Origin of the sequence: Rhodanobacter sp. B05 (genome assembly GCF_002001085.1) — a bacterium.
GTDB lineage: Bacteria > Pseudomonadota > Gammaproteobacteria > Xanthomonadales > Rhodanobacteraceae > Rhodanobacter.
Genome location: NZ_MUNU01000019.1, coordinates 516702 through 534234, shown reverse-complemented (window position 1 = coordinate 534234; position 17533 = coordinate 516702). Strand labels below are relative to the sequence as shown.

The 17533-nt window shown below is 66.1% G+C and carries 15 protein-coding genes; 13 read left to right on the top strand and 2 right to left on the bottom strand.

Translation table 11 applies throughout. The annotated features are described in order from the left end of the window. Nucleotides 1-70: 70 nt before the first annotated feature. From rpsK to B0E47_RS16000, 8 genes are all read left to right on the top strand, one after another. Complete coding sequence (gene rpsK / locus B0E47_RS16035) at nucleotides 71-457, top strand: 30S ribosomal protein S11 (protein ID WP_007513384.1); 387 nt, start codon at nucleotides 71-73, stop codon at nucleotides 455-457. A gap of 76 nt (nucleotides 458-533) precedes the next feature. Further along, the gene (gene rpsD, locus B0E47_RS16030) at nucleotides 534-1160 is read left to right on the top strand and encodes a 30S ribosomal protein S4 (protein ID WP_077515251.1); all 627 of its coding nucleotides are present in this window, start codon (nucleotides 534-536) and stop codon (nucleotides 1158-1160) included. 16 nt (nucleotides 1161-1176) lie between these two features. Further along, nucleotides 1177-2175 (top strand): DNA-directed RNA polymerase subunit alpha, encoded by a 999-nt coding sequence (gene rpoA, locus B0E47_RS16025; protein ID WP_077515250.1) that lies wholly within the window; start codon nucleotides 1177-1179, stop codon nucleotides 2173-2175. Between the two features lie 201 nt (nucleotides 2176-2376). Beyond that, the gene (gene rplQ, locus B0E47_RS16020; RefSeq protein WP_077515249.1) at nucleotides 2377-2760 is read left to right on the top strand and encodes a 50S ribosomal protein L17; all 384 of its coding nucleotides are present in this window, start codon (nucleotides 2377-2379) and stop codon (nucleotides 2758-2760) included. 176 nt (nucleotides 2761-2936) lie between these two features. Further along, complete coding sequence (locus tag B0E47_RS16015) at nucleotides 2937-3440, top strand: disulfide bond formation protein B (protein WP_077515248.1); 504 nt, start codon at nucleotides 2937-2939, stop codon at nucleotides 3438-3440. Beyond that, on the top strand, nucleotides 3437-4846 hold the full coding sequence (locus B0E47_RS16010) for a 3-deoxy-7-phosphoheptulonate synthase class II (protein WP_077515247.1): 1410 nt from the start codon (nucleotides 3437-3439) through the stop codon (nucleotides 4844-4846). The genes B0E47_RS16015 and B0E47_RS16010 overlap by 4 nt, the downstream gene beginning before the upstream one ends. Nucleotides 4847-5122: 276 nt before the next feature. Further along, nucleotides 5123-5884, top strand: a complete 762-nt coding sequence (locus B0E47_RS16005) for a c-type cytochrome (RefSeq protein ID WP_077515246.1) — start codon at nucleotides 5123-5125, stop codon at nucleotides 5882-5884. After that, nucleotides 5881-7170, top strand: coding sequence for a cytochrome c (locus B0E47_RS16000; protein WP_077515245.1), 1290 nt, complete (start codon nucleotides 5881-5883; stop codon nucleotides 7168-7170). Before B0E47_RS16005 ends, B0E47_RS16000 begins: the two co-directional genes overlap by 4 nt. Before the next feature lie 17 nt (nucleotides 7171-7187). Here the strand turns inward: B0E47_RS16000 and B0E47_RS15995 are convergent, their stop codons facing one another. Continuing rightward, on the bottom strand, nucleotides 7188-7697 hold the full coding sequence (locus B0E47_RS15995; protein ID WP_077515244.1) for a mismatch-specific DNA-glycosylase: 510 nt from the start codon (nucleotides 7695-7697) through the stop codon (nucleotides 7188-7190). Next, entirely contained in the window at nucleotides 7681-8388 is a 708-nt protein-coding gene (locus tag B0E47_RS15990) for an ATP-binding protein (protein WP_077515243.1), read from the bottom strand. Before B0E47_RS15990 ends, B0E47_RS15995 begins: the two co-directional genes overlap by 17 nt. A 191-nt stretch (nucleotides 8389-8579) precedes the next feature. On the opposite strand from B0E47_RS15990, the gene rng reads away from it, so the two are divergent. The 5 genes from rng (at nucleotide 8580) to B0E47_RS15965 (ending at nucleotide 17459) form a co-directional block, all read left to right on the top strand. Next, nucleotides 8580-10058, top strand: a complete 1479-nt coding sequence (rng, locus tag B0E47_RS15985) for a ribonuclease G (RefSeq protein ID WP_077515413.1) — start codon at nucleotides 8580-8582, stop codon at nucleotides 10056-10058. A 27-nt stretch (nucleotides 10059-10085) separates the two neighbouring features. Continuing rightward, a complete protein-coding gene (locus tag B0E47_RS15980) occupies nucleotides 10086-14039 on the top strand; it encodes a YhdP family protein (RefSeq protein WP_254422983.1) in 3954 nt (1317 codons plus the stop codon). A gap of 101 nt (nucleotides 14040-14140) precedes the next feature. Then, nucleotides 14141-15580 carry a metalloprotease TldD gene (gene tldD / locus B0E47_RS15975; protein WP_077515241.1) on the top strand — a complete coding sequence of 480 codons (1440 nt, stop codon included), beginning with the start codon at nucleotides 14141-14143 and terminating at the stop codon, nucleotides 15578-15580. A gap of 110 nt (nucleotides 15581-15690) precedes the next feature. Continuing rightward, on the top strand, nucleotides 15691-15978 hold the full coding sequence (locus tag B0E47_RS15970; RefSeq protein WP_077515240.1) for a PAAR domain-containing protein: 288 nt from the start codon (nucleotides 15691-15693) through the stop codon (nucleotides 15976-15978). Between the two features lie 182 nt (nucleotides 15979-16160). Beyond that, a complete protein-coding gene (locus B0E47_RS15965) occupies nucleotides 16161-17459 on the top strand; it encodes a tetratricopeptide repeat protein (RefSeq protein ID WP_077515239.1) in 1299 nt (432 codons plus the stop codon). Nucleotides 17460-17533: the final 74 nt, after the last annotated feature.

Genomic DNA, 17533 nt, shown 5'->3' with positions numbered 1-17533 from the left:
CTTCCGATCGCGATAGATATGGAAAGTGGCCATTCGTGGCTGCACCGATTACCAAGAGCCTCAAAAAATTATGGCTAAGCCGGTCAAGACCAAGAAGAAGATCAAGCGCGTTGTCACGGATGCCGTGGCCCACGTGCAGGCCTCCTTCAACAACACCATCGTCACCATCACCGATCGTCAGGGCAATGCCTTGTCGTGGGCCACTGCCGGCGGCGCCGGTTTCCGTGGCTCGCGCAAGTCCACCCCGTTCGCTGCCCAGGTGGCCGCCGAGAAGGCAGGCCGTGCGGCAGGCGATTACGGCGTGAAGACGGTGGAAGTGCGCATCAAGGGCCCGGGCCCGGGCCGCGAGTCGGCGGTGCGTTCGTTGAACGCGCTGGGCTACAAGGTGCTCAACATCATCGATGTCACGCCGATTCCGCATAACGGCTGCCGTCCCCCGAAGAAGCGTCGAGTCTAAGAATTTGTTTTTGCGATCATCCTTGATCGCGAGAATCAAAACCGGCCAACCATGGCCGGACTATTTGGAAAAGAATATGGCCCGTTATCGTGGAGCTACCTGCAAACTCGCCCGTCGCGAGGGTGCAGATCTCAGCCTGAAGAGCCCGGCGCGTGCGCTGGACTCCAAGTGCAAACTGGAAAACAAGCCCGGCCAGCATGGCGCGAACAAGCGCATGCGCATGTCCGACTACGCCGTGCAGCTGCGCGAGAAGCAGAAGGTCAAGCGCATCTACGGTGTGCTTGAGCGCCAGTTCAGCAACTACTACACCAAGGCGACCACCCTCAAGGGCAATACCGGCGAGAACCTGTTGCGCCTGCTCGAGAGCCGCCTGGACAACGTCGTCTATCGCATGGGCTTTGCGGTGACTCGCGCCCAGGCCCGTCAGCTGGTCGCCCACAAGGCGGTGCTGGTGAACGGCAAGAAGGTCAACATCCCGTCGTACCAGGTTCGCCCTGGCGACGCCATCGCGCTGAGCGAGAAGGCCCGCAGCCAGCTGCGCGTGCAGGAAGCGGCGACCGTGTTCGACACCATGGACCTGCGTCCGGTCTGGGTCGAAGTCGACGCCAAGAAGTTTGAAGGTACGTTCAAGTCGGTACCGGATCGCGGTGATCTGCCGTCCGATATCAATGAAGCATTGATCATCGAGCTTTACTCGAAGTAATCAACCGGAGCTCTGCATGGCAGTTTCGTCAACTAGTGTGCTGCGGCCCCGAGGCCTCAGCGTCGAACAGCTCGGAGCCAACCGCGCCAAGGTGGTGGTCGAGCCGCTCGAGCGTGGCTTCGGTCACACCCTGGGCAACGCGCTGCGTCGCGTGCTGCTCTCCTCGATCCCCGGTAGCGCCATCGTCGAGGTCGAGATTGATGGCGTGCTGCACGAGTACACCACCCTGGAAGGCCTGCAGGAGGACGTCATCGAAGTCCTGCTCAACCTGAAGGACGTGGCGATTCGACAGCATTCCGGCGATGAGGTCACCCTGACCTTGTCCAAGAAGGGCAAGGGCGTGGTCACCGCCGGCGACATCGTCGTCGATCATTCGGTCGAGATCGTCAACCCCGAGCACGTGCTGTGCCACCTGACCAAGGACATTGCGCTCAACATGCGTCTGAAGGTGCGTCGCGGCGTCGGCTACCAGCCGGCCAGCGCGCGCCAGCATCCGGATGACGAAGCGCGTCCGATCGGTCGCCTGCAGCTGGATGCGTCGTTTGCACCGGTGCTGCGTGTGGCCTACGAAGTGGATGCGGCTCGTGTCGAGCAGCGCACCAACCTCGACAAGCTGGTGCTGGACATCGAGACCAACGGCACCATCGATGCCGAGGACGCGGTCCGCAAGGCGGCCGAGATCATCAACGACCAGCTGTCGGTGTTCGGCGATTTCTCGCGTCGCGAGAGCGCCACCGACAAGGCGGAGAAGAGCGGTTTCGATCCGTTGCTGCTGCGTCCGATCGACGATCTCGAGCTCACCGTGCGTTCGGCGAACTGCCTGAAGGCCGAGAGCATCTACTACATCGGCGACCTGGTGCAGAAGACCGAGGTCGAGCTGCTGAAGACGCCGAACCTGGGCAAGAAGTCGCTGACCGAGATCAAGGACGTGCTGGGTGGCCGCCAGTTGGCGCTCGGCATGAAACTCGAGAACTGGCCGCCGCCGGGCCTTTCGCACGGCATGCAGCTGGGTTGATGGTTTGTGCGATCGTCCTTGATCGCCATGTAGCAAATTTCCAGCTTGGGCGCGCATTGCGCCCCGGCTGAGCACCAAAGGCGGCCATCCATGGCCGCACTCTCAAAAAAGCCTGTTTCATCGGGCTTCAAAAGCGGATTTCCGCGGGAAGCCGGACATAATCGCCGGCTTTTCATAACAACAGACACAGAGACTTTTGCCATGCGCCACCAAAAATCCGGACGCAAACTCAATCGCACCAGCTCGCATCGCGAAGCCATGTTCAAGAACATGGCGTCTTCGCTGTTCAAGCACGAGCTGATCCGCACCACCCTGCCCAAGGCGAAGGAACTGCGCCGTGTGGCCGAGCCGCTGATCACCCTCGCCAAGACCGACGGTGTGGCGAATCGCCGCCTGGCCTTCTCGCGCCTGCGCGACAAGGAAGCGGTCGGCAAGCTGTTCGTCGAACTGGGTCCGCGCTACAACGAGCGCCCGGGTGGCTACCTGCGAATCCTCAAGTGCGGCTTCCGCCCCGGCGACAATGCGCCGATGGCCTATGTCGAGCTGGTGGGACGTCCCCAGGTCGAGGCGGTCGACGCCGAATAAGGCGCCTGAATACATCGATGGGCGAGTCGTCCAATAAAAACCCGGCCGGGCAACCTGCCGGGTTTTTGCTTGTCTGGGAGTCGCATCGTGCGGCCGCGCGCGAGGTTCATTCGCGAGCCTGCTGACAGCGCGGCCGCGAACAGGTAATGTCGTCTTTCCGCAACGCAGCAAATATCATGAATCCATTCCGCTGGTCCTACCGTGTCAGTTTCCTCGCGGGCTTCCTGGCCTGTGCCGGCCTGCTGGGTTTCGCGCTTTACGCGGAATACTACCTGCACATGTTTCCGTGTCCCTTGTGCATCTTCCAGCGGGTCGGCTTCATCGTGATGGGGGCGTTCTTCCTGCTCGGTGCCTTGCATGCGCCACGCGGCGGCGCGCGCTGGGTCTACGCGGCGGGCGTGTGGCTGGGGGCGGCGTTCGGCATCGTGGTGGCAGCGCGCCATCTTTGGATCCAGTCGTTGCCTGCCGACCAGATTCCGTCCTGCGGGCCGCCACTGGACTACATGTTCAGCGCGTTCCCGTTTGCGCAGGTGCTCAAGCTGGTCTTCACGGGGTCCGGCGAGTGCGCCACGGTCGCGCCGATCCTGGGCCTGCCGATGCCGGCATGGACCCTGATCTGGTTCATCGTGCTCGCCGGCCTCACCGTTCTGGCTGTTCGTCGAGGGTCGCGGGGCAAATGAGTCCTTCCAGCATGTCGGAAGCCGGTGATGTCCCTGCGGAGTCGTCTGCGCGCTGGGCCCCCGATTCATGGCAGCAACGCCAGGCCCTGCAGCAACCGAGCTATGACGATCCGGACGAGTTGGCCCGTGCCGGCACCCATCTCGCCCAGTTGCCGCCGCTGGTCACGTCGTGGGAGGTGCTGGCGCTGAAGCAGGCGATTGCCGAAGCACAGGACGGCAAGCGCTTCCTGTTGCAGGGTGGCGATTGCGCGGAGAGTTTCGCCGACTGCACCAGCCCGGTGATTTCCAATCGCCTGAAGGTGCTGCTGCAGATGAGCCTGGTGCTGGTGCACGGGCTGAAGAAGCCGGTACTTCGCGTAGGCCGCTTCGCCGGGCAATACGCCAAGCCTCGTTCGGCGGACAGCGAGACCCGCGACGGCGTGACCTTGCCCAGCTTTCGCGGTGACGTGGTCAATGGTCAGGAGTTCACCGCCGCGGCGCGGCGTCCCGATCCGCAGCGTCTGATCCAGGCGCATGCGCACTCCGCCCTCACCATGAATTTCGTGCGTGCCCTGATCGATGGCGGGTTCGCCGATCTGCACCATCCCGAGTACTGGAACCTGGCCTGGGTGGAACACTCGCCGCTGGCGGCCGAGTACCGCAAGATGGTTGCGGGCATTGGCGATTCGCTGCGCTTCATGGAAACCCTGGCCGGCCCGATCGCGGGCTTTTCCAAGGTGGATTTCTTCACCTCGCACGAAGCATTGCTGCTGCATTACGAGCAGGCGTTGACCCGACAGGTGCCGCGTCATCCGGGCTGGTTCAACCTGTCCACCCACTTTCCGTGGATTGGCATGCGCACGGCCGCGCTGGACGGTGCGCATGTGGAGTACTTCCGCGGCATCCGCAATCCGATCGCAGTGAAGGTAGGGCCCTCGGTGACGCCGGCGCAGTTGCTGCCGTTGATTGATGCGCTGAATCTGGACGACGAGCCGGGTCGGCTGACCCTGATCCATCGCATGGGCAACGCGAAGATCGCGACCGCCTTGCCTCTGCTGCTGGAGGCGGTGAAGCGCGCGGGGCGCCGTGTGCTGTGGGTGGCCGATCCGATGCACGGCAATACCGAAAGCACCTCGAACGGGCACAAGACGCGGCGCTTCGACAATATTCGCGGTGAGCTGGAGCAGGCCTTCGACATCCATGCCGCCGCCGGCACCCGGCTCGGCGGCGTGCATCTGGAGCTGACCGGCGAGGATGTGACAGAGTGCATGGGCGGTGCGCGGGGGCTGAGCGAGGGCGACCTGGATCGCGCGTACAAGTCGATGGTCGATCCGCGGCTGAATTACGAGCAGTCGCTGGAGCTCGCCATGCTGATCGTGCGCAAATCGGTGGGCGGCGCAACAGTAGCCGGGACGAATAGCGAATAGCGAGGGGGCAGGTCCGGCCCTGGCGCGTCCGCCGTTTTGGTGCCCTCGCTACTTGCCCATCTTCTCTGCGGTTCCACCTACCGTGTCGAGGAATCGCGGTGGTTGTCGGCGACGATGGCCGGGACCGAAAGCAGTGCGGTGACGAGTGCGGCAAGACAGAAGGCTGGACGGCTCACGGTAACCCCCGGTTCGACGAATGCGGCATGTTGTCGCGATATCCCGGCTTGGCGCCATGGCTGGCCGATCGCGGTTGCCGCACGCGCCTATAATCGACCGATGAACACGAACGCCAGCCTGCGCCTTGCCCAGCCGCTCGGTGCCGCGGCCCTGCTTGTGGTCGCCATGCTGTTCGGCGCCGCCAGCCATGCCGCCGATGCACCGCCAACACACCCAACACCTCCGGACACCTTGCAGCAGCGCATCGCCGCCTGCACCACCTGCCATGGCGTGCACGGCGAAGGCACGCCGGGCAGCGGTTATTTTCCGCGCCTGGCCGGCAAGCCGGCCGCTTACCTGGCGCGGCAGATGCAGGATTTCCAGAACGGCCTGCGTAAGTACGCGCCGATGGAATACACCGTGCGCCAGCTGAGCCCGGCGTACATGCAGGAGATCGCCGAATATTTTTCCGCGCAGCAGGTGCCGTACAGCCGCTCGCCGGTGCCGGCGGTTTCCGCGGCGACCCTGCAACGTGGCGATCAGCTGGTCAGCAAGGGCGATCCCGCGCGCAAGATTCCCGCCTGTGCCAGCTGCCATGGCAGCCAGCTCACCGGCGTGGAGCCATCCACACCCGGACTGGTCGGCCTGCCGTACGACTATCTCAGCGCGCAGCTGGGTTCCTGGCGCACGCACACTCGCGCCACGGTGGCGCCCGACTGCATGGCCGTCGTGGCCGATCGGCTGAGTGATTCGGATATCACCGCGGTGGCCGCGTCGCTGGCCAGTCGCCAGTTGCCGGCCGATACGCATGCGCAGCCGGCCGGTTCGGTGAAGCCGCCGTTGCCGTGCGGCGTGCTGGGCGCAACCGGAGACCGCACATGAAATGGCTGCTTCGACTGTTGCTGCTGATCGTGCTGCTGGTCGTCGCGCTGCTGGGCTGGCTGTTTTTCGGCGGCAGTCATCGACCAACCTCGCCGGCGATGAGCAAGGTGACTGCGGCGACCCTGCATGATCCCGCCTTGATCGCACGCGGCGAGTACCTGGCCACGCTCGGCGATTGCGCCGGCTGCCACACCGCACAAGGCGGTGCACGTTACGCCGGTGGCCGCTCGCTGACGACACCGTTCGGCAATATCCCGGTGCCGAACATCACGCCGGATCGCGAAACCGGTCTGGGCGACTGGAGCTTCGAGGACTTCTGGCAGGCATTGCATGTCGGCAAGGGTCGGCGCGGCGAACTGCTGTATCCGGCGTTCTCGTACACCTCGTACACCAAGGTGACGCATGACGATGCGCTGGCGATGTTCGCCTACCTGCAATCGCTGCCGCCGGTGCACCAGCCGGCGCCATCGCCGGCGCTGGATTTTCCGTACAGCGTGCGCAACAGCCTGACCGCCTGGCGTGCACTGTATTTCAGGGAAGGCGTGTTCAAGCCCGATCCGGCGCAGTCGCCGCAATGGAATCGCGGCGCCTATCTGGTGCAGGGCCTGGGCCACTGCAATGAATGCCACGCGGCGCGCGATTCGCTCGGTGGTACCTCCGGCCATCAGCATCTGACCGGCGGCCAGATTCCGATGCAGAACTGGTACGCGCCGGACTTGAGCACGCAGCAGAACGGCGGCTTGCAGGGCTGGAGCGCACAGGACATCGTCGACCTGCTGAAAACCGGGCAGTCGGCAAAAGGCGTGGCGTTCGGCCCGATGGCCGACGTAGTCGCGACCAGCACCCAGCACATGAGTGACGACGACCTGCAGGCGGTTGCCACCTATCTGCAGTCATTGCCGCCGCGCACGCCGCCGGTGCAAGAACCGCGGCTGTTCAATGCCAAGGCGATCGTGCAGCAAGGCGAGAAGATCTACACGCAGCACTGTGCGGATTGTCATGGCAAGGACGGCCGCGGCGTCGCCGGCGTGTATCCGCCGCTCGACGGCAACTCCTCGGTGACCGAGCCGAGCGGCCTCAACGCGACCCGGATGGTTTTGCTGGGAGGTTTTGCGCCGGTGACCGCGGCCAACCCGCGACCGTATTCGATGCCGCCATTCGCCCAGCAGCTGAGCGACAGCGAGGTGTCGGCCGTGGTCAGCTACATGCGCCGCTCGTGGACAAACAACGCGTCGGTGGTGCGGCCTGAAGACGTCAGCAAATATCGGCATACGCCGATCGACTGAGTCCCGCTCGCGAACCGCTACGCTGCGTGGTAAAGCTTGCCCAGCGCCAGCCACGGCTTGAGATCCCAATGTCCGCGCGCCTGCCCCGAAGGCGACGGCAGCACGTACAGTCGCGTGCTGCCGATGGTTTCATTTTGCAGGCCATAGCTGACGGCATGACCGAGTGCGGCACGCGCCGCGTTCTTGCTGGTGAACGCGAGCAGGCGTGGTTGATGGCGTTCGATCTTGGCGATCAGCGCAGGCACGTCGAACGCATCGCGCGGCAGTTCGTTGTCGTTACCGCTGTGGCGCTTGGCCAGATCGGTGAGGCCGATGCCGTAGTCGGGCAGTTGCGGGAATTCCGCTGGAGCCAGCTGACGCGGGGTCAGTCCGGCCTCGAACAGTGCGCGCCAGAACAGGTTGCCGGGATGGGCGTAATAGGCGCGCTCGGCGGCCGAGCGTTTGCCGGCGGCGGTGCCGCAGAACACCAGTTTGAGGTCGGGCTGCAGCACATCGGGCAGGATGTGGTTGTCAGCTTTTCGCGGCATGCTCGTCCAGCCGGCTGTTATCCAGCAGGAAATCGGTGAACTGGAAGCGCCCGTCGCGCAACACCGATTCGCCGCGACGCAGCTTGAGCGGCTGGCGGAACAGCGGGCCGGCGTAGCTCAGCGTGTGGAATTCGCCGCGCTCGCCGCACGGGTCGATGCCTGCCGGCAGCGTGTCGAGCAGGGCGGCATCGTAGGCGCGGCCGCAATAGCTGGCGTCGAGCTGCTGGGTATCCACGCAGCACAGCATCGCGCGATGGCCTTCGCTGACGAAGCGCCGCGACAGTGCGGCGGTGTCTTCGCCCCATAGCGGAAATACCGCGCGCCAGTTCTCGCGGCCAAGCTGGCGCACGCGGTAGTCGCGCACGTCCTCCAGGAACAGGTCGCCGAAGGCGCAATGGCGGATGCCGGGCCAGCGCATGCGCGCCTCGACCAGCCCCTGCGCGTGGGCCTGCTCGTAGGCTTCGTTGCTGCCGGGCCAGTCCAGCGTGACTTCGACCAGCGGCAGGCCCAGCGCGGCGGTCTGCGCCAGCAGCACCTCGCGTTGCACGCCATGCATCGCCACGCGCTGGTAGTTGCGATTGACCGTGGTGAGCAGGCCGACGACCTGCCACTGCGGATCGGCGAGCAGGCGCTGCAGCGCCAGCAGGCAGTCTTTGCCGCCGCTCCAGGCCAGCAATATCGGAGTGGTCATGCGTGCCTGGCTCCATGGTGGGTGGCAGGTCGTCACGGCGCCGGTCGCCCGATCCCTCCCGCGCACGGCGACGGCACTGAAAACGGGCGTATTTTGCAATACTGGCAGGTCCGGGTCGATTTTCGGGTGCCGTTCATCGACAGGTTGCATGGGCAGCCGCTATAAAGATCGCCAGCCTTGGGGAGTATGTGGTGAGTGAAGAAATACTGATCAACGTGACGCCACGCGAAACCAGGGTCGCCGTGGTCGAGAACGGCATGCTGCAGGAGGTGCACGTCGAGCGGGCTTCCCGCCGCGGCTATGTCGGCAACATCTACAAAGGCCGGGTGCAGCGGGTGATGCCCGGCATGCAGGCGGTGTTCGTCGAGATCGGGCTGGAGCGCGCGGCGTTCCTGCATGCCTCGGACATCGTGCGCCCGCCGATCCCGGCTGCGGATGGCCAGGAGGCGAACGGCAACGGCCATGTGCCCTCGATCAGCGAACTGGTGCACGAAGGCCAGGAGATCGTGGTGCAAGTGGTCAAGGACCCGATCAGCACCAAGGGCGCGCGGCTGTCGGCGCACCTGTCGATCCCCTCGCGTTACCTGGTGCTGCTGCCATATGCGCATACGCTGGGCATTTCCGCCCGGATCGAGGACGAGGTCGAGCGCCAGCGGCTGCGTGACGTGCTCGGCCCGCTGGTCGGCGAGACCCCGCTGGGTTACATCGTGCGCACCAACGCCGAAGGCCAGAGCGCCGTGGCGCTGGCGTTCGACGTGGCCTACCTCGGCAAGGTGTGGCGGGTGGTGCAGGAAAACATCGCCAAGGCGAAAGTCGGCGAGCGCGTGTACGAGGAACTGTCGCTGCCGTTGCGCAGCCTGCGCGACATGCTCAACGACGACATCGAAAAGGTGCGGGTGGATTCGCGCGATACCTTCGAGAAAGTGACCAAGTTCGTGCACAAGTTCATGCCGCAGCTGGATGATCGCATCGAGCACTACGACGGCGAGCGGCCGGTTTTCGACCTGTATGGCGTCGAGGACGAGATGCAGCGTGCGTTGAAAAAGGACGTGCCGCTGAAGTCGGGTGGTTACCTGATCGTCGACCAGACCGAGGCGATGACCACGATCGACGTCAACACCGGCGCGTATCTCGGTTCGCGCAACCTGGAGGAGACGGTCTACCGCACCAACCTGGAGGCGGCACAGGCCGCCGCGCGCCAGCTGCGCCTGCGCAACCTGGGCGGCATCATCATCATCGACTTCATCGACATGAACGACGAGGAGCACAAGCGGCAGGTGCTGCGCATGCTGGGCAAGGGTCTGGCGCGCGACCACGCCAAGACCACCGTGTACCCGATGTCGGCACTGGGCCTGGTCGAGATGACGCGCAAGCGCACCACCGAAAGCCTGGCCCGCCAGTTGTGCGAACCCTGTCCCGCCTGCAACGGCCGCGGCGTGCTGAAGACCGCCGAAACGGTGACTTACGAAATTTTCCGGGAGATCACCCGCGCCGTGCGCCAGTTCAACGCCGAGAAGCTGCTGGTGATGGCCAATCCGGGGGTGGTCAACCGGATCCTGGAGGAAGAATCCAGCGCGGTCGCCGAACTGGAAGAGTTCATCTCCAAGAGCATACGCTTCCAGGCGGAAGAGCATTATTCGCAGGAACAGTTCGATGTCGTCTTGTTGTAAGTCCGCTCCGGATCGGCGCGCGTGAACATGTTGTGGCGGCGACGATTGCACGGCTGTGGCCGTGGCCTGGGCTGGACGGCGGGCGTGCTGGTGATCCTCTTTGCCGTGCTGGCGGCGCTGGCGCAATTGCTGCTGCCGCTGCTGGCGCGGCACCCGGCGTGGGTGGCCGAGCAGCTCAGCGAGCGCCTGCAGCGCCCGGTCAGCTTCGCGTCGATGGAGGGCCGCTGGACCGCATCCGGTCCGGAGTTCGTCATGCATGGCGTGGTCGTCGGCCCGGCGGCCGGGGAGCGCGGCGCCGTCCTGCGCTTGCCGGAATCCCGCCTGCGGCTGGATCTCGGCGGCTGGCTGCTGCCATCGCGGCATCTGTTCAACGTGTACGCGCGGGGCCTGCAACTGGATTTGCTGCATGACGCGGCCGGTTGGCATGTCAACGGCATCGGTGTGTCGGGTGGTGCGGATCGACAGCCCTTGTCGCTGGGTCGATGGTCGATCGATCTCTGGCTTGATGACCTGCGCGTGGAGGTGACGGATGCGACGCTAGGCAAGCGCTATGCGCTGGTGGCGCGGGAGTTGCGCCTGAGCCACCAGGGTAACCAGATCCGCTTCGGTGGCACCCTGCGGCGTGAGGGCGTGAGTGCCGCAAGCGTGCATGCGGTCGGCCGCTTTCGCGAGGACGGGCGTGCCGGGCAGGTCTGGTTCAGCGTCGATGCCGCCGAGCTCAAGTCGTTGCTGGAGGGCATCGACATGGCCGGCTACCGGATCGACGGTGGCGCGGGCCGCATGAGCGCCTGGCTCGACTGGCGCCACGGGAAGCTGGTCAGCAGCCTGGTGCGTTTCGACCTGGATACGCTTGCCGCAAGCGCCGTCGGGGGTGGCACCGCCCGCGTGGCATCGCTGCACGGTCTTGCCGGCGTGCGGCAACTGGACGACGGCTACGAGCTGCGCTGGGGCGGTGATGACGGCGGCGCCGCCGTGCTGGACTTGCGACAACCCGGCACCCCCCGGCTCGGCGTGGATGCCGTCGCGCGCAAGCTGCAGCTCGCGCCGCTGCTGCCCTGGCTGGCTTTGAAGCCGGATCTGGCGCCGTCGCTGGCGCGCTGGCTGGGCAGTGGCCATCCGCGTGGCGAACTCGATCGTGTCGGGTTGCACTGGACCCGCGCGGGAGGGCTGCGCGAGCTGGTGCTGCAATTCGACGGGCTGGGCATCGATCCGGTCGACAAGCTGCCGGGCGTAAGCGACCTGCAGGGGGAGTTGCGCGGCGATGCCGAGGCGTTTTCGCTGGAGCTGCCGGAGCAGGCCGCTGCACTGCAGTTTCCACGCGTGTTCCGGCAACCGTTCGTGCTGTCGAAGCTGGCCGGGACGCTGGCGTTCTGGTCGCAGGATGGCGATTGGCACATCGGTACCGACACGCTGGATTTCGTCGGCGCCGGCTATGCGGGCAGCGCCCGCGGAGAAGCGGTGCTGCCGGCGCAGGGCGGCGCGCCTTCGCTTGATCTTTACGCCACGCTGGATCACGCCGATGTATCTGCCGCGAAACTGTTCTGGCCGGTCAACGTGATGCCACCGGCCACCGTCGCGTGGCTGGATCGGGCGCTGGTGGCGGGTCAGCTCGGGCAGGCGCAGGTGCTGGTGCATGGCGACCTGGCGGATTGGCCGTTCCATCACAACGAGGGGCGTTTCGAGGCGCGTGCGCAGATCAGCGGCCTGACCCTCGACTACGGCAGCGCCTGGCCTCGCGCCGAAGGCGTCGATGCCGTGGCCAGCTTCGTCAACAGCGGCATGCTGGTGGAAACCAGCGCGGGCCACGCGCTGGGGGTGAAGGCGGATCGCGCAGTGGCATTGATCCCAGACTTCGGTCAGGGCCTGCTCGACCTCAACGTGCACGGCAGCGGCAGCGGCGCGAGCCTGCTGGAGTTCGCCCGCAAGAGCCCGATTGCCAACCGTGTGTCCGATACACTGGCCAAGCTCAACCTGGGCGGGCGTGGCACGTTCGGTTTTCACCTGAGCCTGCCGCTGGCGAGGGTCGAGGATGCACAACTCGATGGCACCGCGCAGCTCAGCGATGCCAGCCTCACCGCCCCGGACTGGAAGCTGGACCTGGAAAAACTCAACGGACCGCTGAGTTTCGACCTGCATGGCCTGCAGGCCGGCCCGATGGACACCGTGTTCCACGGTCAGCCGTCCCGCCTGCAACTGGCGATCGCCGGCGCCAACCCCGATCCGGCCACGGTGTTGTCGGCGAACCTGCAGGGCAACTACCAGGTGGCGGAGCTGGTGCAGGACTATTCTTCGCTCAACTGGCTGGGTGCGCTTGCGCAGGGGCGCAGCGAGTTCAACATCGGTTTCACCCTCGCGCACGCGTCGGGCAGCGATGCATTGGCGCAGGCGCTGAGCGTCGACTCGTCGCTCGACGGCATTGCCTTGCAACTGCCGGCGCCGCTGGACAAGCCTGCCGCGGGCAGCCTGCCGCTGCACCTCACGATGAGCTTGCCGATCGACGGCAGCGATGTGCAACTGAGCTTGGGCCAGGTGCTGCGCGGTCATCTGAGGCTCGCCAACGGCACGGGGCAACCGCTGGCAGGAACCTTGGCCCTGGGTGACCAGATGCCGCAGGTGCTGCCGCCGCGTGACCTGCGCATTCGCGGCCACGCCGCCACGCTGGACATCACCGGCTGGGTGCGGCAGGTGGCGGCCGGCGCGGGTGGCGATGGCCCGGGCCTGGAGAGCCTCGATGTCAGCACCGACCGGGCCGGCTGGTTCGGCAGTCCGCTTGGGCCGCTGGCGCTGCGCGCCACGCCGCAAGCGGGCGTGTTGAGCGTGGACGTGAAGGGCACGGCGATGGAGGGCAACTTCAACGTGCCTACCCAGCAACTGGACAAGCGTGGCGTCACGGCGCGCCTGCAGCGCCTGTACTGGCCGAAGGGCGTGACTGCGCAACAGGCAAAGCGCGGCACCGGCCAGACGGCTGGCCAGTCTGCCGCTGCGGTCGATGCGGCAACGCCAGCGCCCGACCCGGCGAATACGGGAATCAATCCCGCGGCGCTGCCGCCGTTCCACCTGTGGATAGGCGACCTGCGGCTGGGCGATGCCAGGCTCGGGGAGGCTCGGCTGGAAACCTGGCCGACCCCGAACGGCATGCACATCGAGCAGTTGCGGGCGTTGTCCAGGCAGGTACAGGTCACCGCCAGCGGCGACTGGAATGGCACGCCCAGCGACAGCCACACGCACATGCGGATCAATTTTTCGGCCGAGGACCTCGGCGCGATGCTGGGGGCGTTCGGCTACGACGGCCTGGTCCAGGGCGGCAAGACCAGCGATCAGCTCGATGCCACCTGGCCGGGCAGTCCCAGTGCGGTGTCGCTGGCCACCATGGATGGCAACTTGAGCATTCATGTCAGCGACGGCCGCATCCCCGAGGCCAGCTCGCCCGGGGTGGGTCGCTTGCTCGGCCTGGTTTCGCTGGCCGAGTTGCCACGTCGACTCACCCTGGATTTCGGCGACGTGTTCGGCAAGGGCCTGGGTTTCGATTCGATCAGCGGTGATTTCCGGCTGGCCCATGGCGATGCCAGCACCAGCAACCTGGTGATCGATGGTCCCGCCGCGAACATCACCGTCACCGGCCGCACCGGCCTGCGCGCCAGGGATTACGACCAGGAGATGCGGGTGGTACCGCATGTCGGCAACAGTCTGCCGATCGTGGGTGCGGTTGTCGGCGGCCCGATCGGAGCGGCGGCCGGCTTCGCGGTGCAGGGGTTGCTCGGCAGGGGCCTGAACAAGGCTGCCAGCGCGCGTTACCGCATCACCGGCAGTTGGGATGATCCGAAGATCACCTTGATCGAAAAGCACGGTGCCGTGGCGCCCCCGATTCCTCCCTTGCTCGCTCCGGCCGCGCCCGGCAGCGTAACGCCGCCGGCGTCGAGCCTGCTGCTGACACCGGCGACCAGTGTGGTGGCGCCGGCAACCAGCTCCACGCAACCTTGATTCCGCCATGGGTGTACCGGATCTGCAGCGTGCCGCTTTAATGTGGCCGGCTGTGGCCCCATGTGGGACAGTTGCGGATTGTGTAGAGAAAAGCCGAGCCCATGGATTCCCTGATTTCCCTTGCCGAAAGCAAGCTGTTGTCTCCCGGCGGCATCGCCACCGGCGACCTCGACCGCGTGTTCGCCCAGCTGATGGGGCCGTCGATCGACGCCGCTGACCTGTACTTCCAGCATTCGCGCAGTGAGTCGTGGACGCTGGAGGAGGGCATCGTCAAGGACGGCAGTCACTCGATCGAGCAGGGCGTGGGCGTGCGCGCGATCTCGGGCGAGAAGACCGGCTTCGCCTATTCCGACGAGATCGTGCTGCCGCAGCTGCTGGAGGCGTCGAAGGCCGCGCGCGCGATCGCCCACGACGGCAACGGCGCCGGCAAGCCGCTGGCGCTGCACAACGCCCGTTCGTTGTATCCGGCGATCGACCCGGTCGAGAGCCTGCCCAATCCCGACAAGATCGCGCTGCTGCGCGAAGTCGACGCGTATGCCCGCTCGCGCGACCCGCGCATCAAGCAGGTCATCGTCAGCCTCGCCGCGACCATGGACACCATCCTGATCGCCGCCTCCGACGGCACGCTGGCCGCCGACGTGCGCCCGCTGGTGCGCATGAACGTGCAGGTGATCGCCGAAGCGAACGGCCGCCGCGAACAGGGTTATTCCGGCGGCGGTGGCCGCTACGGCTATCGCGAACTGATCGAGAACGGCCGCGCGCTCGGGTTCGCCGACGAGGCGGTGCGCCAGGCCCTGGTCAACCTCGATTCGGTCGACGCTCCCGCTGGCCAGATGACGGTGGTGCTCGGCCCGGGCTGGCCCGGCGTGCTGCTGCACGAGGCGATCGGCCACGGGCTGGAAGGCGACTTCAACCGCAAGGGCAGTTCCGCCTTCGCCGGCCGCATCGGTCAGCGCGTGGCGGCGAAGGGCGTCACCATCGTCGACGACGGCACGCTGGCCGGTCGCCGCGGCTCGCTCAGCATCGACGACGAAGGCACGCCCACCGAATGCACCACCCTGATCGAGGACGGCATCCTCAAGGGCTACATGCATGACAAGCTCAACGCCCGCCTGATGGGCATGGCGCCCACCGGCAATGGGCGCCGCGAATCGTTCACCGCGCTGCCGATGCCGCGCATGACCAATACCTACATGCTGGCCGGCTCGCACGATCCGGCCGAGATCATCCGCTCGGTGAAGAAGGGCTTGTATGCGCCGAACTTCGGCGGCGGCCAGGTCGACATCACCAACGGCAAGTTCACCTTCTCAGCCTCCGAGGCGTATCTGATCGAAGACGGGAAAATCACCCGGCCGGTGAAGGGTGCCACCCTGATCGGTTCCGGCCCCGAGGTGCTCACCCGTGTCTCGATGATCGGCAACGACCTGGCACTGGACGAGGGTGTCGGCGTCTGCGGCAAGGACGGCCAGAGCGTGCCTGTGGGTGTGGGTCAGCCGACGCTGAAGATTGATTCGATGACCGTGGGCGGGACGGCATCGTGATCTCCGGTGGAACCCTCCTCGACGACACGCCCGCCCGGCCCTGATCCGAACCGGAAAACTGGCGTACCATCCGGATTCGTCCCGCTCGGCGGACAACACGGAATTTCGGCATGCCTCCTGCTGCACGCGCTACCGACATGCATGTATGTCCGATGGTCACCGGCATCGTGCCCCACGTCGGCGGTCCGATCCTGCCGCCGGGGGCGCCGACGGTATTGATCGGGGGCTTGCCGGCGGCAAGGGTGAGCGACATGGCCACTTGTGTGGGTCCGCCCGACGTGATCGCCATGGGTTCGTTCAAGGTGCTGATTGGCGGATTGCCCGCGGCACGGATGGGTGACCTCACCGCCCACGGTGGGACCATCGTGCTTGGCTGTCCCACGGTCATCATCAACTAGCCGGTGCCTGGAGCCGCGGACTCCGTGCCAGCGGTGACGCGATATGCCGATTGGCTGGAGTCCTCGGCAGGAGTCTGTCGCGGGCGCATCGAACGACGACGGGGGTCGACTTGAAGCGTGCTCCGCCCGCTCGAAGCAGGCGCAAGCATCATGCGGACGCGCTCGCCCAGGGTGTTGCGGTCATGCTGGGCGAAGCAATCGCCGCGCATCGGGCCGATCAGCTGGATGTCGCCGAGGTGCTCTACCGCAAGGTGCTGCAGCGCCAGGCCGGACAACCGGACGCGCTGCATTTCCTCGGCGTGTTGTGCCACCAGCGCAACCGCAGCGAGGAAGGCATCCGGTTGATCCGCATGGCACTGCGTGCGGTGCCGCTGCATGCCGACGCGCACAACAACCTCGGCAACATACACAAGGAGTGCGATCAACTGACTGAGGCCGAGGCCTGTTATCGCAGCGCGCTGGTCTGCCAGGCGCAGCATCATGATGCGCTGAGCAACCTGGCCCTGGTGCTCGACGTGCAGGGGCGCGAGGATGAGGCTCTCGAGGCCTACGCCCGTCTGCTGGCGCAGGCGCCGCAGCTCGGGCGTGCGCACTACCTGATGGGGATGTTCCGCTGCAGACACGTGCACGACACCGGCGACGTGGAACAGGCGGTGGAGTGCTTCAGGAACGCCGTCCTGCATGACGATGCGGATGTGCGTGCACGCGAAGAACTGGGCGTGGCGCTGTACATGCTGGGTCGCAGCGAGGAGGCGGTCGCGGTTTATCGCGAATGGCTCGTGCGTGAGCCGGACAATCCGGTGCCGCGTCACCTGTTCGCCGCCTGCGGCGGCGAGGCGCCACCAGTGCAGGCGGACGAGGCATACGTGCGCAATGTGTTCGACTCCTTTGCCGCGAGTTTCGACGAGCAACTGCTGAAGAACCTGGATTATCGTGCGCCGCAGATCCTCGTCGCGGCATTGGTTGCCAAGCTCGGCGCGCCACAGGCCATGCTCGACGTGCTGGATGCCGGCTGCGGGACAGGCCTGTGCGGCCCGTTGATCAGGCCCCATGCGCGGCGCCTGGTGGGCGTGGACCTGTCCGGGGGCATGCTGGCGCAGGCAGGCCTGCGCGGTGGCTACGACGAACTGGTAGAGGCCGAGCTGGCTGCCTGGCTGCGGGCGGGCTCGTCGGCTTGGGACATCGTGCTGTCCGCCGATACGCTGATCTACTTCGGCGAACTGGTGCCGGTGCTGTCGGCGACGCATGCGGCGCTGCGGCCCGGCGGCTGGCTGGCGTTCACGCTGGAGGCGCTTGTCGGTGAGAGCGATCGTGTCGAGCTGGCCGCCAGCGGGCGCTATCGGCACAGCCGCGCCTGCATCGAGCGCGCGCTGGAGGCGGCGGGCTTTCGGGAGTCGGTCATCGTCGGGGAATCCCTGCGCAAGGAACTGGGCACGCAGGTCGCCGGCTGGGTGGTGCTGGCACGCAAGAGCGGGGTGTGAAGCGGCTGGGACCTTGGCTGGCACCGCATGCGCGAATGGACTCCCGAAACAGGCGAGACGTATGATAGTCGGAC